The organism is Pseudomonas sp. H26/SER47-MNA-CIBAN-0231 (assembly GCF_040310465.1).
Lineage (GTDB): Bacteria > Pseudomonadota > Gammaproteobacteria > Pseudomonadales > Pseudomonadaceae > Aquipseudomonas > Aquipseudomonas atacamensis.
The window spans coordinates 1-15,213 of sequence record NZ_JBEOPW010000023.1 but is presented as its reverse complement, the minus strand read 5'-3'; the positions used below and the strand labels follow the sequence as shown (position 1 = coordinate 15,213).

14 protein-coding genes are annotated in these 15,213 nt (G+C 61.0%); 3 read left to right on the top strand and 11 right to left on the bottom strand.

The features are described 5' to 3' along the window. Positions 1–138 precede the first annotated feature (138 nt). The 7 genes from AAEZ10_RS24955 to AAEZ10_RS24925 all read right to left on the bottom strand — a co-directional run bounded on the left by AAEZ10_RS24955 (position 139) and on the right by AAEZ10_RS24925 (position 10,013). Positions 139–1,254, bottom strand: a complete 1,116-nt coding sequence (locus AAEZ10_RS24955) for a hypothetical protein (RefSeq protein WP_073471379.1) — start codon at positions 1,252–1,254, stop codon at positions 139–141. After that, the gene (locus AAEZ10_RS24950) at positions 1,244–4,828 is read right to left on the bottom strand and encodes a toxin VasX (protein WP_350571423.1); all 3,585 of its coding nucleotides are present in this window, start codon (positions 4,826–4,828) and stop codon (positions 1,244–1,246) included. The genes AAEZ10_RS24955 and AAEZ10_RS24950 overlap by 11 nt, the downstream gene beginning before the upstream one ends. Continuing rightward, positions 4,825–5,691, bottom strand: a complete 867-nt coding sequence (locus AAEZ10_RS24945) for a DUF4123 domain-containing protein (protein ID WP_350571421.1) — start codon at positions 5,689–5,691, stop codon at positions 4,825–4,827. Before AAEZ10_RS24945 ends, AAEZ10_RS24950 begins: the two co-directional genes overlap by 4 nt. Beyond that, positions 5,688–7,691 (bottom strand): type VI secretion system tip protein TssI/VgrG, encoded by a 2,004-nt coding sequence (tssI, locus tag AAEZ10_RS24940; RefSeq protein ID WP_350571419.1) that lies wholly within the window; start codon positions 7,689–7,691, stop codon positions 5,688–5,690. The genes AAEZ10_RS24945 and tssI overlap by 4 nt, the downstream gene beginning before the upstream one ends. A gap of 169 nt (positions 7,692–7,860) precedes the next feature. Beyond that, complete coding sequence (locus AAEZ10_RS24935; protein WP_350571417.1) at positions 7,861–8,817, bottom strand: quinone oxidoreductase family protein; 957 nt, start codon at positions 8,815–8,817, stop codon at positions 7,861–7,863. A 30-nt stretch (positions 8,818–8,847) separates the two neighbouring features. Beyond that, positions 8,848–9,021 (bottom strand): DUF1427 family protein, encoded by a 174-nt coding sequence (locus AAEZ10_RS24930; RefSeq protein WP_081932387.1) that lies wholly within the window; start codon positions 9,019–9,021, stop codon positions 8,848–8,850. 227 nt (positions 9,022–9,248) lie between these two features. Continuing rightward, a complete protein-coding gene (locus AAEZ10_RS24925; protein WP_348969874.1) occupies positions 9,249–10,013 on the bottom strand; it encodes an AraC family transcriptional regulator in 765 nt (254 codons plus the stop codon). A 146-nt stretch (positions 10,014–10,159) separates the two neighbouring features. Between AAEZ10_RS24925 and AAEZ10_RS24920 the strand changes: the two genes are divergently transcribed. Together AAEZ10_RS24920 and AAEZ10_RS24915 are read left to right on the top strand one after the other, a co-directional pair. Then, positions 10,160–10,387, top strand: coding sequence for a DUF6555 family protein (locus AAEZ10_RS24920; RefSeq protein ID WP_016775403.1), 228 nt, complete (start codon positions 10,160–10,162; stop codon positions 10,385–10,387). A gap of 49 nt (positions 10,388–10,436) precedes the next feature. Then, positions 10,437–10,709 (top strand): hypothetical protein, encoded by a 273-nt coding sequence (locus AAEZ10_RS24915; protein ID WP_071172989.1) that lies wholly within the window; start codon positions 10,437–10,439, stop codon positions 10,707–10,709. Positions 10,710–10,731: 22 nt separating this feature from the next. Here the strand turns inward: AAEZ10_RS24915 and AAEZ10_RS24910 are convergent, their stop codons facing one another. The 3 genes from AAEZ10_RS24910 to AAEZ10_RS24900 form a co-directional block, all read right to left on the bottom strand. Beyond that, complete coding sequence (locus tag AAEZ10_RS24910; RefSeq protein WP_016775405.1) at positions 10,732–10,899, bottom strand: metallothionein; 168 nt, start codon at positions 10,897–10,899, stop codon at positions 10,732–10,734. A gap of 273 nt (positions 10,900–11,172) precedes the next feature. Next, complete coding sequence (locus AAEZ10_RS24905; RefSeq protein ID WP_350571413.1) at positions 11,173–11,625, bottom strand: DMT family transporter; 453 nt, start codon at positions 11,623–11,625, stop codon at positions 11,173–11,175. A 3-nt stretch (positions 11,626–11,628) separates the two neighbouring features. Continuing rightward, a complete protein-coding gene (locus AAEZ10_RS24900; RefSeq protein WP_016775407.1) occupies positions 11,629–12,114 on the bottom strand; it encodes a DMT family transporter in 486 nt (161 codons plus the stop codon). 113 nt (positions 12,115–12,227) lie between these two features. On the opposite strand from AAEZ10_RS24900, the gene AAEZ10_RS24895 reads away from it, so the two are divergent. After that, a complete protein-coding gene (locus tag AAEZ10_RS24895) occupies positions 12,228–13,163 on the top strand; it encodes a LysR family transcriptional regulator (protein ID WP_258706965.1) in 936 nt (311 codons plus the stop codon). Positions 13,164–13,364: 201 nt separating this feature from the next. Here AAEZ10_RS24895 and ctpM read toward each other — a convergent pair whose 3' ends face one another. Then, entirely contained in the window at positions 13,365–15,047 is a 1,683-nt protein-coding gene (gene ctpM, locus AAEZ10_RS24890) for a methyl-accepting chemotaxis protein CtpM (RefSeq protein WP_016775408.1), read from the bottom strand. Positions 15,048–15,213: the final 166 nt, after the last annotated feature.

Sequence of the window (15,213 nt, the reverse complement as noted above, 5' to 3'; positions counted from 1 at the left end):
CCCGAGGGTCTCCCACCTCGGCCAAGATCAACCGAAACATCCGCATCCAGCGCGGTCCCCTGTGGGAGCGAGCCTGCTCGCGAAGGCGCTCAAACAGGCAAAAAACCTCCCTCCCTCTGGTCACAAAACTGCTCAACATCAGCACTCAGCCCGCCTGCAAACCTCAGCAAAAATCTGTGTAATCGGCCGATGCGGCTGGCGCTTGTGCATCCGCCGCACTTGTTCACCCAGTCGCAACAACTCTTCACTGGGCTTGGCCCATTGCTCTTTCGGCAGCGGCTCGGACCAGGCGCGCATGACTTCCGGCAGCGCCTGCTTGCCGATTCTTTCGAGTCGGCGCACTTCCCATTCGACCAAACGGTTTGGAATCGTCCATAAAGTCATGACGTGATACAGGTACCAAAAGAACCCCGACAGCCGCGAGCGGCGGCCTTCACGAATCTGCTGGTGCATCCGCGCGCGGGCGTTACGGAAAGTGTGCAGGCCTTCGTAGGGCGGGTCGTCCGGGCCTTGCAGATCCTGCAAATCCTGAATTGATTTGAGGTCGTTGACTTCGTACTCCATGTAACCGCGAATCGCCTCCCAATGGCTGATCGCGAGCTCCAGGCCGGCGCATTGGAATTCCTGGCTTATGAGGGTTTCACCTTGGTAGAAACCGATGCCCATGCCGTATTGGCGATGGATCCCGAACTGGGTGGCGCCCTTGGCTTCGATGATCCAGGCGGACAGCGATTCCCATGGGACGAAGACTGGCTCGATGGCGCCTTCGGGCATGAAGCAGACTTCGCGGCGTTGGCGGTTGAAGCGGGTTGGGATGAGGGAGAGGCGCTTTTTGTGGACGTGGTGCCAGACGCCGAGGCCGATGAACAGGGTCAAGGGGCCGCAAATTAACTCATTTTCCAATGCCACTTCGAATACACCTACCATTGATTCCCAAATTGCCTCGTTCCCATAGCCAAAAAGAATTCCTAGCAAGCCCGTGAACAAAGGAAATAAAACGAGCACCATAAAAGTGCCTGCGGTCGTTCCGCCGAAAATTAGCTGCCATGGGAATACCTCCAGTGAGCCGAGACCAAAATCCATGTATCCGTCATTGAACGCTCCGATATGAGGTCCGTAAGGCGGCATTGATGTAGGTAATGGCAACGGTGCGAGATAGGTAATCTTCCCGCTAGGAAACGGCTCAATATCGCCCGCTTTTTTAACCCCCTCATATTCCGAACTGGAAAGAGGATTACTGCGATTATTCAGCATGGTCAGCCCATTCGAGGTATTGAGTTTCTACCAGCAAAACCGGAGGATTGTCTTTAACCGAGCCAGGAGTTACTACAGCAAAATGACCGCTATCCAGAGGGTCAATATGAATCACGCGCGTTCTTGACTCCGCCCCACCTTTGCCATTGACGGTCTGGATACATATGGCAAGTTCGAGCGTTTCCTTTGCAGGCGTATAGTCAGAATCGTGACGGATGGGGTACTGAAGACAAAGCACCAAACCATCTGTCGATGACTTCACGATTCGCAGACTGCTCAATATCTCCTCACTAATGACTTCCTTGCGTACTTGCGGCACACCGCGACCATGCAGCGGTGCAACAAGTCTATGGCCACCGATTCCCAAGCGTTGACTCGGTTTACCGTTTAACGGTGGCAGAAGATCATTTAGTGCCAGCCTCGGCAGAACCAAATGGATATCACTGGGTTTGGCGCCAAATAATAAAGTCTTCAGCCAGGAGTCACTGGGATCAGGTCCTGATTGGGCGTAAGGAGCGTGTATCAAAAACGCCAGATAATTTTGATAGTCATCCAGAGAGTGGTCTCCGCGCATCTCATCATCACGGCTCCAAGGCGTAATTTTCAGCCACTTCTCATGGGCAGAAAGGTTGTAACGATTGAACAGCCAAGTACCGACGAACTCCAGCACGGTGAACAACGCACCGGCCAAATTGAAGCGAAAGAACACTAAAGAAAGACGTGTACCAGCTGCAGCCCAAGCGGCCGTGCGTGCCGAGCTATTAGGTGCAGTGAACACTTTGAAAGAAGCGTAGACAGTGTTACTCGCTCCATATCCGTTAGCTGCAACCATACCTGCAGCGCCCAACGTTGCCAGCGCAGCCGCCCTTTGCTCAGATGGAGTGCCACTGCGGATCGCGTCTTGCCATTTTCGATCCTGGTTTCCGAGGCTGGTAATAGAAGTTCTTAAACCAAAAAAATAAGTAAAAAAGCCCAAACCAACATGCAACTTACCCATTTGCACACGAACCTGTTGCAACGCTTCAAGCTGCAAACTCCCAACTAGACTCGTGCTGCGAGCCTTCAAAGCTGTATCAGCAAGCCCCTGCGCAGCGGTAAAACCCGCCGCGCCTGTCGCGGCAAGGGCCGCGGAAAACTCCGCCCGCTTCTTCCTGTCCCTCGTCTGCTTCATCACCTCTCGATAAGCCCCCACCAAATTCACCACCTGCACCATCACCACCAACAACCCCATCCCCTCCGTCCGCACCAGACTCGCCTTCGAAACCCCCGCCACCCCCGCGCGAATATTCTCCAGCAACCCTCGCAATTCCCCGTGCTGCGCCGGCGGAAACACCACCGTCACGCCCGCTTTCGCCGGGGTGGCGCCATACAGCCGTGCCGAGCGATCCGGCAGTTCGTCAATCGGGCTTAGCGCTGCCGCAAGGCGGCCTTCGAACAAGGCCAGTTGCGTGCGCACGCGGACGATTTCTTCCTGCAATTCCATCGCCCGGGCGGTTTTGTGGCCTTGGCGGTTTTTATTGTGGGTGAGCTGGTTGCGTTCGCGGTTGAGGGTTTTCAGGTAGTCGCGTTCGCGCAGCACTTCCTTGATCGTGGCTTGCAGCGCCGCTTGTTCCGCCGGAGTGGACACAGTGAAGGTCACGCCGCTGGTTCGCGCGGCGTCGAAGACGCGCAGGCGCAGGGCTTTGGGCAGGCGCTGGAACAGTTCGTCGAGGTCGGGGATTTTCTCGCCGGCAAGATCAAAGCCTTCCAGCGCCCGGCTCAGGCCGAGGTTCAGCGCCGGGCTGTAGGTGTCTTGCACCGCGTCCGCCAAGACGCGACTGTGTGCGGGCAGGTCGTCCAGTGCTGGCAGCTGCGGCTGCTCGATGCTCTGCAATTTGGCCAGCCAGTCCGGCAGGTTGTTGAACATCGCCATGCCGGCGTTGAACAGCGTTGAATATTGCCCGGCCTGTTCGGTCTGCAAGCGCAGCGGCAAGGTGTAGAACAGCGGGCGGGTCAGTTGCGGGTGTTGCTCGAGGTAACCGAGCATTTGCTCATTGGCCGCGTCGCTGCGGCCGATGTCCTTGAGACAGGCGTATTCGCTGGCGAGCGCCTGATCGATCTGCACTTGCCCGTCGAAATACCACGCCGAGCGATGGAAACGCCCGGCGCACAGTAGTTGCGCGCGATCGGCGGTGATGCGTTCGAGCAGGCGATTCCAGCGTCCGAGATTGTCGCGATGACTGTTCAGCACCTCGTCCATGGCCGGGCGGTCGATCAGGTCGTTGATGCCGCGTTTGCCGCTGAGCAGCGGGCCGTCGAGCACGTCTTTCATGCGCCGGCTCTGATCCTTGCCGAGGTCGACCAGTGTGCTCAGGTGACGCTCGACGAAGTCGGCGGGGGCGACTTCGAGAAAATATTCACGGGTGTAAAAGCGTCGATCCGCCTCGGCGGTGACGCGAGCGTGCGCGGTGAAATCCGGGGCAACGCCGTCGAAGCGATTCAGCGCCAGTGACTCGTCCAAAGCCTTTTCGCGCTGTTGTTGCAGTTCAGGTCGAGCCTGAGTATCGGTCGGGACAACCTCACCACCCTTGTTCAAATAGTCGAGCAGCGCCTGCCGGGTATTTTCCCGATCCGGTTCGGGCAATTGCTCCAGTTCAGCAAACAATGCCTGGGCGCGCGGATCGTCGCTGGCCTTGGCCGAAGTGTCGAAGTCCTGAGATCCGAGCTGGCTCAGCGACTCGATGTAACTGGCCAGCAGATAGTCGCGCTCGTTGTTGTCGGTGTTGCTCCACTGCTCGATCCAGCCGACCACCAGGTCCTGATAATCAGCCAGATCGCGCATCACCCCGAGGTCGTCGTTGACCAGCAGAAACAGCGTGTCGTCCTGATATGGTCCGCGCACCCGCCCGAGAAATTCGCCGATATGCGCCTCGCGAAAACGTCGCGGGTTTTCCCACAGATAGGGCTCACGCTCGTGCTCCGGCGCGTCGCTGACCTGCACCGCCGGCATCCGCGTGGCGTCCGCCTCGGCCAGCGGTTTCGCTGTGCAGGCCACTTCCGCCAGCCACTGTTTGGCCTGGGCCACGGTGAGCAGATGCTCGCCGCCGATCAGACAATGCACCGGGCCGAGATCGACCGCCTGCATGAAGTGCTCGCGCTCCTCCGCGCTGTCCAGCACCTGTCGGCACTTCGCCGCGCTCAACTGCACGTCGGCGAAGGTCACGTAGAGGGTGCTTTTACGCGAGAAGATCAAAGCCGGACGTTCTTCGATGGCGCTGCGCTGCTCCTCGCTGACGCTTTTGCCGCGATGCAGCAATGCGCTGATGACGCCGTCGAGCACGCGATATTCGTACAGCTCACCGTTGAGACTGTCGACGATGTACAGCCAACCGTCGCGCAGGCGGCGGATGCCCATGGGGCGCGTGGTCGGGGTGTACGGCAGCGTGATTTCGGTGCTGGGGTCGAAGGGTTTTTCGACAAGGCCGTACGCGAGGGGCAATAGTTGCACGTGGGTGTTGCGCAAGGGGCAGGCGGCTGGCGCACCAATGGGCGCTTTCGAGGCGGCTAACGCATCGAGGTTGGCGGGGTGGTTCATGATTGATGTCTCTCAGAGGCCCATCGAAAGGCTATTGCAGCGGCAATCGCAACGCGCTCGCCGGGGGATTGCAGCGAAGGTGTGTGCATCAGCTGATGGATCTGCGGATGCCGACTGCACGCTGCATCGTCCAGCCATGCCACCACGTTGGCGTACAGCAGAATCTCGGACGGGCTGCTCAAGGCAAGCTCGCTGGCATGGGCGTGGATGCGTTCCAGCAATTGCCAACGTTCAACTGCCGTGTCCCCGACATGAAAGTCAGGAAAGTGCTTGAGCAGGTGGGTATCGATGTCGAGCAACACCCGCCGCCGATCCACCCGATCCAGCGCGGCATCCTGCTCGGCACTCAACCGATACGGCGCCACCAGCGCCCCACCCTGCCCTTGCCGAGGTCGCTGACAGTGCCAGACTCCCCGCGCGCCATCCGCCGTGACCACGCACCCCAGAGGCCCGAACAGACTCGCATCGCCACTGGCAAACAGCGCCTGCGCCACGGCGGCATCCGCCAGCCGCAACAACACCGGCGAGCCGACCGGCAACTCGACGATCAGCAACTGGCGCAAGTGCGCGACGATTTCATGCGCCGGCGCGGCGCTGAACAACAGCACGCCCCATTCCTGTTGGGCATGCTGGCGATAAAACCGCGCCACCGGATCGTCGGCGTCAGCGAGCGCCACCAGCAGCGGCGAGATGTCACGCAGGGCCGAAAACGGTGGCTGGTCGTACAGCGCAAAAGCGTTGGCGGCGGCGTCGAGACGTCGCAGTTGCGCCGGTAAATCGGCGATCGTCGCACCGTCGAGCAGCACAAACGCCTGCTGCTCAGCCCACGGCAAACCTTCAGGCCAATCCGTCAAAAGGCTCATGCCTGGGCCGCCTCGCAGATCAGGCAACGCGAGGTCCGCGTGGTCAGCAGCGCATGCCGTTGCTGCACGGCATCGAACGTCGCCTTGAGCAACGGCGCGGCGCCCGGCAGCAAGGGTTCCGCTGGCAGACACACCGTTGGCGCCCCGCCCTGCACCACCGGCACACTGCTGAAAATGCCGGCCGCGCCGACCGTCAGCCAATGCCCACCAGCAGCCAGAGTGATCTGCAGGCCGCTGTTGAAAACCACCTGCTCGCCCGCGCCGAAATGCAGCTGCTGCGCCGCACTGACGCGCTGGCTGGCGACCCGCACATGCTGCTCGCCCTGCACCCACAGATGATCGTCCTGCTTGAGTTCAGTCAGGCGATTGCCGTGGGTCAGGTGATGTTCTTCGTCGCGCAACTCAAGGCTGGAGACGCCGCCAATCACTTGGCTATGCAGGTTGTCGATCTGCACACGCAAGTCGTTGAGCACGTGCTGCACCAAGTCGCGCTGCGCCCTGATGGAGATTTCTTCCGCGCCTTGTCGGTCCTCGATGCGCAGTTCGTTGTAACCACCGCCGCCGGGGCTGCTCTGGCTGCGCCAGATACTGCGCGTCTGTTGCGCCGGCAGGTCCAGTGGCACCGGGGTTTCGGCGTTGGGCAGGCAGGCCTGCACATACGGTTTGTCCGGATCGCCATCGGTGAACCCCACCAGCACTTCCATACCGACGCGAGGAATCTGCACGCTGCCGTAGCGGTCATGTGCCCAGGCAGTGGCCACGCGCAGCCAGCAACTTGACTGTTCATCGCGCTGGCCGTCGCGATCCCAGAGCATTTGCACTTTCACGCGGCCGTAGGCATCGCTGTAGATTTCTTCGCCGGGCGGGCCGGTCACCACCGCCAACTGACTGCCGCTGACGCGCGGTTTGAGATGCTTGAGCTGCGGGCGAAACAACACGTCCCACGGAGTTGCGACGAAATGGTTGCGATAGCCCTGACTGAAACCATCTGCGTCAGCCTGCTCGGTGAACGCTTCTTCGAGCACTTGCGGCTGCTTGCCGATGTGCTCGACCTCGGTCAGCAACCATAAATCGTTGCAATCGGCGCGCGAGTAATCCGCCATGGTCATGAAACTGCCGCCGCGCATCAGCGCCTGATTGCTGCGCCCGTTAGCCAGACGATAGTCGGCACCATGGCGCTCCAGCGCACGCTGGCTAAGGTGCTTGCCGCGCTCGCGATGGGTGAACTGCCCGGGAAACTCGTAATCTTCCAGCAGCGGAACCCGCGCTGCACTGGCCTTGGCGTCCAACTGCACCGCAGGCTTTTCGAAGTGATAGTCGCGGCGCTCGACGCGGTTGGAGCGTGGCTCCAGGCGCACAGTGAACTGGTCGATAACCGGCGCATCGGCAACCAGGCCGTTGCCCTGCACATAGCGCGTCGTCACGTCGTGTTTGAGGAACGCCGTTTGATCGTCGCCGAACACCAACAGGTGCGCCTCACGGCGGTGGCGGAAGTGAAAGTGCAGGCCCTCCTCTTCGCACAGCCGCTGGATGAAGTGCAGATCGGTTTCCTGGTATTGCACGCAATACACCCGCGCCGGGCACTCGGCGCTGAGCTGAAAATGCCAGGCATCGGCCTGCATGCCGTGATCGCCCAAGACATTGGCGATGATCTGCGGCACGCTCAGGTTCTGGAAAATCCGCTGATTGCGCCGATGCGCGAGGTAAGCAAGATGCGGCGCAAGGGTGATCTGGTAACGGCTCAGCCGAACACCGCAATCACCCTGGCCGACCCGATAGACCAGCCCGTGCATGCCGCTACCGTCGGCACCGAAACAGAGAAAGGCCGGCCGATGCAGCAAGCCTTCCAGATCCACATCGGGGCGCTCGCTGACCAGCTCGAGATCCAGTTCGTAGGTCTGGTTGAGCACTTCCCGGGTGCGAAAACCGAACACTTGAAGATCGTGGGAAACGCCTTCTATCTCGAGAGTGAAAACAACGGGCCTGCCAGCGATGCGCATCCACCTGTCCCTGTGTCTGAGTGAAAGACGGGACTGTGCAACGGTGCACTGCAATGGGTGAAGTCAGACCTTTCCCTGTTTTGCCGGTCTGCGAGCGAAAAGGACGTGGCCCACAGAGAAACGGCCAGGATCCTACGGAAATGATCCCGGATCCTATGTCTTTCCCCTGTCAGGGCAGCAAAATGATCTTGTCGCCGCCGCCCTGATTGACCTCGTCATAGCGCGCCAGCCCTTCAGCCAGCGGCACCTCCACCAAGCCCTGCGGCAGCGGCAAGCGATCCTCATCGAAGAACCGCCCGAACTGCTCGAGCATCGCCGCGCACGCCTCAACGCCGTACAACAACGAGTTGATCCCGACCACCGAGCCGCCCTTGCGATACAGCGCCAGCGCCGGCAATTGCACGTGGCCGTCGACCGGCGCGGCGATGATGGCGATGCGGCCGAAGGTCGCCAGTGCCGCCACCGAGGCGGGCAGCCAGAAACCGGTGGTGTCGAAGATCACATCGGCGCCACCGCGATACACCGCGTTGACCTGGGCACCGAGGTCTTCTGGCTTATTCAGTTGAATCGTCTGATAGCCCTGCTGCTGCAGATCGGCTACCTGCTCGGGCCGGCGCGCCGCCGCCAGCAATTGCGCGCCGCGCACTTTTGCCAGGGCCAAAGCCGCAGTTGCCACTGCCCCGCCGCCGATCACCAGCAAGCGCGTGTCGGCGCTGACCAGGCTGCGTTCCAGCGCATCCCACGCCGTGGTGTACGGCACGCCAAGGCTGGCCGCCTGAGCGAAACTCAAATGCGCCGGTTTGTGCGACACGCCACGGGCCGGCAATTTGACGAATTGCGCATGTGCGCCGTCGGCGAAGAAGCCCAGCTCGCGCCCGGTACCCCAGACTTCCTGACCGATCAACGCTTGCGGCCCCTCGACCACCACCCCGGCAAAATCCCGCCCCGGAACCCGTGGCAGTGTGGTGTAAGGAAAACGCCCAAGGACGTTTTTCACATCGCTGGGGTTGAGGCCGGCAGCCTTGATCTGCACCAGCACTTCATCGGCGCCGGGCACCGGGGTCGGAACGTCGACGAAACGCAGGGAAGACAGGTCGCCGGTCTGATCGAATTGCAACGCTTTCATGGGCACATCCACCGAAAAGAAAAAGGAAATTCAGGACACCCAGCCAGCGACCAGTTGCCGGCCCAGCGGCCACAACTGCTCACCGGCCAACATGCCGAGCAGACCGACCAGCGCGATGGCCGGTGGTGCGGGAGAACGGAAATCGAGCGCGCCGTAGAGCAGGCCGACGCCCAGGCCGATGGCTAGAGAAATGAGGTAGTTCATGGGGGGAACTCCGCCGCGAAAAGTGATTGGCAGAGTCTAGGGAAACGGGCGGAGCGGTATCGGCCAAGGACTTCTGAATTTCGGACAAAAACCCCAATTCACAAAGAACCTTGTGGGAGCTGGCTTGCCAGCGATAGCGGTGGGTCAGTCAACATATCCGTTGAATGCCAAGCCGCCATCGCTGGCAAGCCAGCTCCCACAGGGATCTCACAAATCAGACATTTGTCCTACACGGCAAATTGCGAAGGCGCCACCCCCAGCTCCCGGCGAAACATGTCGCTGAAGCTGCTCGGTGAATAACCCAGTTCGCGAGCAATGACGCTCACCGCCACGCCCTGAATCAACGCTGCCACCGCCGTCGCCAACTGCACCTGGCGCCGCCATTCGGCGAAGCCCATGCCGAGGCTGTCCTTGAACAACCGCGCCAGCGTACGCACGCTGGCCCCGGCGTTTTCCGCATGCTGCTCGAACGGGATCTCCAGCGATGGCGCGGCCATCACGGCCTGACACAGATTCATCAGACGCCGGTCGGACTCATCCGGCAGCGGAATCTTCAACTGCGAACGCCTGGCCCGGCGCAGCTCCAGCAACGCCAGCCCGACCAGCGCCTCGTAATACTCAGCCTCGCCGTCATCGCCCTGCGCCACCAGTCCGACGATCAACTCGCGCAGCAGACCACCGACTTCGATCACCTGCACCGTCGCATCCAGGGTCGCCGCCAGCGCCGGGCGCAAGTAGATATTGCGCATCTGCAAATCCGACACCACACGAATCCCGTGCGGCACTCCCGGCGGCAACCACACCGCCCGCTGCGGCGGCACCACCAGCGCTTCGTGCGGGGTTTCGACCCACATCACCCCGCTCATCGCATACAGCAACTGCCCCCAGACATGCTCGTGCGGCTCAATGAACAAACCACGCGGATAGGTTCGCGCCAGCGGTTGCACGGGCACATCGGTGTCGGTCAGATCAGGGGGCGCGGCGAGGGCCATGGCGAGCGTTCACAGGGGGTTGGCGAAGCCGCCATGGTAACCAGCACGCCGCGCACTCGCCAACGATAGATACCGTCGGACAATCCGAATGAATTTTCCCGGCACAGCGCGATCCGTTTAATACCACAGGGAGGAATTCGGGCTTTATGAACAACGCAAAACTTTACGTCATCGACTACACACTGCATGGCACCCCCAAGTCGTTCATTATCCGCTCGGACAAAATGGACAACGCCGAAGCCTGGCATTGGGCAAGCTGCGACGCGGGCGTGGGTCGCATCCCGCGCTTCGGCCGCGAGAAAGTGCAAAAGACCAGCAAACCGATGGCAGAAAAATTCGGTCTGGAAAACGTCACCTGGCGCCAGACCAACTGACCCCACCGCCTTCACCGCAGGCTTGGCAATCGACAGGGGGAATCGACCGATGACCGACACTTATCACCCGGCCCGACTGGACTACGGCCTGACCACCTTCTTCGGCCAGATCACCAAAACGGTGAATTGCGCAGTCGCACTGGAGACGGTTGCGGACGACCCTTACCGCTTCACCCTGTGCGTCCAGGCACCGGTACCGGAAGACCTCCACCAAGCCAAGGTTGTGGTGGTCAAGGTCGAAGGGCGAACACTGCAAGGCACGGTGAGGCACTTTGAGCGACAGGAAGACGACAGTCTGAAAATGGAAGTGGAGCCTGATTAGGCTCCACTTTTTTTTGCCGCGCTTATTTCGGATGAGCGCAACCGCAACCCTTCATCGCACACTCTTCACCGTGTTTGTGGTGATGAGCGCAAGCCTCGCAGCAATAGTGTTTGCCGTGCACAGCGTAGGAATGTTCGCCTTCTTTGATCGTGCAGTTGCAGCCCGGGCAGTCGCATTTTTTATCGGACATGGGACAGACTCCTTGCGTAGTGGTTGTCTGAGGCTTGAGTGGTAAGCCGTAAGGGACAGTGTAGAAGGTGGTGCTGCAGGCTGACCAACTGTTGAGAGATTGGGCGACGCAGAGATGGCTTTCGCGAGCAGGCTCGCTCCCACAGGGGTTCACCGCACAAAGCAATGAGCGTTAGCTCAAGTAGCTTTTGATCTTGTTCTCAGAGCCCGTCGGCAGGCTGAGCGGAGGGCAACACCCGCAGCACCGGATATGTACACAGTCAAACAAATAAAATCACTGCGCCTGCCGCGAACTCCGATACATAAACACCAAAGCCACCGCCAGACACACCATGGCCAGCATCCGGCTCGGAGACAAGCCGATCGCCGGATTCCCCAACCAGCCAAAATTGTCGATCAACATCCCCATCCCCAACTGCCCGACAATCACCGCCACGGTCGCCACAGCCGTCCCGACCACCGGCACCGCACCCACCATCACCATCATGTACACCACGCCGAACAGCGCCCCGGTCAACTGCCATTTCGGCACCTCAAGCAGACTCACCGCCTGCGCCGGCTCGAAAAACAGAATCAACAACCCGGTCACCACCGCGCCCACCGCAAAGGTCAGCAGACTGCTACGCAGCACCCCCACCGTTTCACCCAGACGCCCATTGATCGCAGCCTGCACACTCAACACCGCACCGGCCAACACCACCGCCGCCAACAAAATCACCAGACCCATCACTCACCCCCGCGCAATCAGAACCAAAGCCACCACAATCAAGCCCAACGCCAGCCAGCGCTCGCCGTTGACCTTCTTGCGCGTAGCACCGAACCAGCCGAAATGGTCGATCAGCACACTCTTGCCGACCTGACCGGACAAAATCGCAATCATCGTCATGGCAATACCGATATGCGGCGTCGCCAGCGTCAGCACGACCACGTAGATCGGCCCGAGAAAACCGCCGATCAACTGCCAGCGCGGCAACTCGGTCAGCGCCGGACCTTTTTGCGGACCGGCAAACAGCAGGAGCAAAAACAGGATCGCCGAACCCACGCCGAAGATGCTTAACGTCGCCCACAGATGCCCGACCTGCTCACCCAGCGGCCCGAGCAATCCGGCTTCTACCGACAAGCCCATGCCAGCGAGAATCACCAGCGGCAGCAACAGCAGACGCAACACCGATCTTTTCACCGGTGCAGCAACCACCCCTTCATCCAACGTCTGCATACATAACCTTCCACGCTCAAAAACAATGGCGCGGATTATCGGCTGGCGCAGCTGTGCGATAAATGGGAGCATCCGGACAACACTTTTGCGCATCACGCACAGCGAGACATGGCATGCACGGGCTCAACGAACTCGGATTCAAAGCGTTAAGGCTGTTTGTGGCGGTCCTCGACCACGGCAGTTTTTCCGAAGTCGCCCGCCGCGAAGGGGTCGCGCCCTCCTCGATTTCGCGGCAGATCCAGTTGATGGAACAGGCGCTGAACCAGCAATTGCTCTACCGCCACACCCGCGCCGTCACGCCGACCGAAGCCGGGCGCACGCTCGGTCACCATGCGCGGTTGCTGCTGGTGCAATTGGAAGAAGCCGAGCAGGCGTTGCAGGAACAGCAAAGCGAACCCACGGGACTGGTGCGCATCAACGCGCCAGTGGTGTTCGGCCAGCGCCATCTGACGCCCTGGCTGGGCGAGCTCTGCGCGCGCTATCCGAAGCTGCAACTGGATATCCAGCAAACCGACCATTACGTCGACCCGCTACAGGAAGGCGCCGACCTGCTGTTTCGCATCGGCGCGCTGCACGATTCGAGCATGCAGGCACGCATTGTGGCGCCGCACCGTTTTCAGGTCGCCGCCAGCCCGGCCTACCTCAAACGCCACGGCACGCCGCAGCACCCGGACGAACTCGCGCAGCATCAGTGCCTGGCCTATAAAGGCGCGGCCGGTCAGCAGCGTTGGTTTTTCCGCCGTGATGGCGAGGACTGGACGCCGTACACGGTCAGAGGCCCGATCACCGGCAACCACGCCGACACCCTGACCCAGGCCGCTCAGCAAGGCCTCGGGCTGGTGATGTTTCCGTCGTGGCTGATTGGCGAAGCGGTGCGCGAGGGCACACTGGTGCCGGTGCTGGGGGAATATCAGGTGTCGAACAGCCTGGAACCGCAGCAGATCGCCGTGCTGTGGCCGGGGAGCCGACGGCTGTCGGTGAAGGTGAGGACGGTAATTGATTTTTTTGTCGAGTGCTTTGGCGAGATTCCCTATTGGGACAGAGCCTGAAGATCAAGAGCCCCCTCACCCTAGCCCTCTCCCTGAGGGAGAGGGAACCGACCGAGGTGTCCCACCTACTGCATCGACCTGAAAAACCGCGTCGACTATGGATTCAAAGCAGGACTTTCAGGTCGGCGTAATCCCCCAATATTCCCCAATCGGTTCCCTCTCCCTCTGGGAGAGGGCTAGGGTGAGGGGCTTTTCAGGCCATCAGATACGGAACTGCCCCACCAGCTTGCCCAACCGCTGCCCGAGCTCCGCCAGACTGCGCGACGTTTGCGCGCCCAGTTGCGTTTCATCGGCGACGCTGTCCACCGCCACGGCAATCTGATGCACGCTGCGGTTGATCTCTTCGGCCACGGCCGTCTGCTCTTCCGCTGCGCTGGCGATCTGCGCGTTCATCGAGTTGATCGTGGCGATCAACTGCGCCATGGCATCCAGCGATGCACCGGCCTGATTGGCTTGCTGCGAAGTACCGTCGCCGGCCTCGCTGGAACGCCGCATCGCTTCGACCGCCTGCTGCGTGCCCGCTTGCAAGCGGTCGATCATGCCCTGGATTTCCTGGGTGCTGATCTGCGTGCGGCTGGCCAGTGCGCGTACTTCGTCCGCAACCACCGCAAAGCCACGCCCGGCCTCACCGGCGCGCGCCGCTTCGATCGCGGCATTGAGCGCCAGCAAGTTGGTCTGCTCGGCAATCGAACGGATCACCCCAAGCACGCCGACAATCGAACTGACGTCCTGCTGCAAGCTGTCCAGCGACACGCCGCTGTTGCGGATGTCGTCGACCAGCGCATGAATCTGTTTGATGCTGCCCGCCACCACACGCTTGGCGCTCTGGCCTTCTTCGTCGGTCTGCTGAGCGGCGACGGCGGCGTTTTGCGCGCTCTTCGCCACTTCCTGGGCGGCGGCGGACATTTCGTTGATCGCCGTGGCGACCTGATCGGTTTCGTGGCGCTGACGCTCCATAGCCTGATCGGAACGCTGCGCCTGTTCCGAGACCTGGGTGACCAGCCCGGTCAGTTGCGTGGTCATCTCGGTGATCTGCCGCACCAGGCCGTGGATCTTGTCGACGAAACGGTTGAACGAGCCGGCCAGTTCGCCAAGTTCGTCCTGGCTGGTAATGTTCAGGCGCCGGGTCAGGTCGCCCTCGCCTGCCGCGATGTCGTCGAGGTTGGCTTTCATCAGGGTCAGCGGACGCAGAATGGTGTTGGCCAGCAGCATGCCCGCTGCCGCGATCACCAGCAGCACCAGCACCGCGACGCCGACAATGCTCAGCACCACGCCTTGCACGCGCTCCTGCACTTGCGCCTCGACCTGCGCCACTTGTGCTTCGATGCCGTCGAGGTTCACCGAAGTACCGACCGCCATGTCCCACTTCGGCAGGTATTCGGTGTAGCCGAGTTTCGGCACCAGCACCTTGGCGTTGCCCGGCAGCGGCGAGCTGTATTGCAGATAGTGAGTGCCGTCCTTGGCCACTTTGACCAGGCCGAGGTTGACGTAGACGCCGTTCGGATCGCGGTTGTCCTTGAAGCTTTTGCCCACGCCGTCGGGGTCGTTGGCCTTGAACAGGCGCACGGTCTCGGAGTCGTAGCCGAAGAAGTAGCCGTCCTTGCCGTAGCGGATGCCCGAGAGCAATTTGATCGCCTGCGCCCGCGCCGCGTCGTCGCCCGGTGCGGCGGCGTCGTACAGCGGTTTGATCGTGGTCATGGCCACGGCGACGTAACTTTGCAGGGTGGCCTTGGCGTCGCTGAGCAGCCGCTCGCGGGTCTGTTCGACCTCCTTGCGCGCCTGTTCCTGGAGGATGAACAGCGTGGTCACGCTGATGACCAGCGCAAAGAGCAGCACCGGCAGAACGGCAAGGGACAGGACTTTAGCCTTGAGACTCAGGCGCATCGGGGGACTCACTCTTTTGATTTTGTTGGCGTGGTTAAAGGCTTTAACGGCACGCCGGAGCAAAAGTTGAGTCCGGGAAATACCCAGGCCCCTGTGGGAGATTCTATGGTTCATGCCTAGCCCCTAAACGCCTTTGGGTGAGTATTCGCTCTGGTTTTTCAATAGA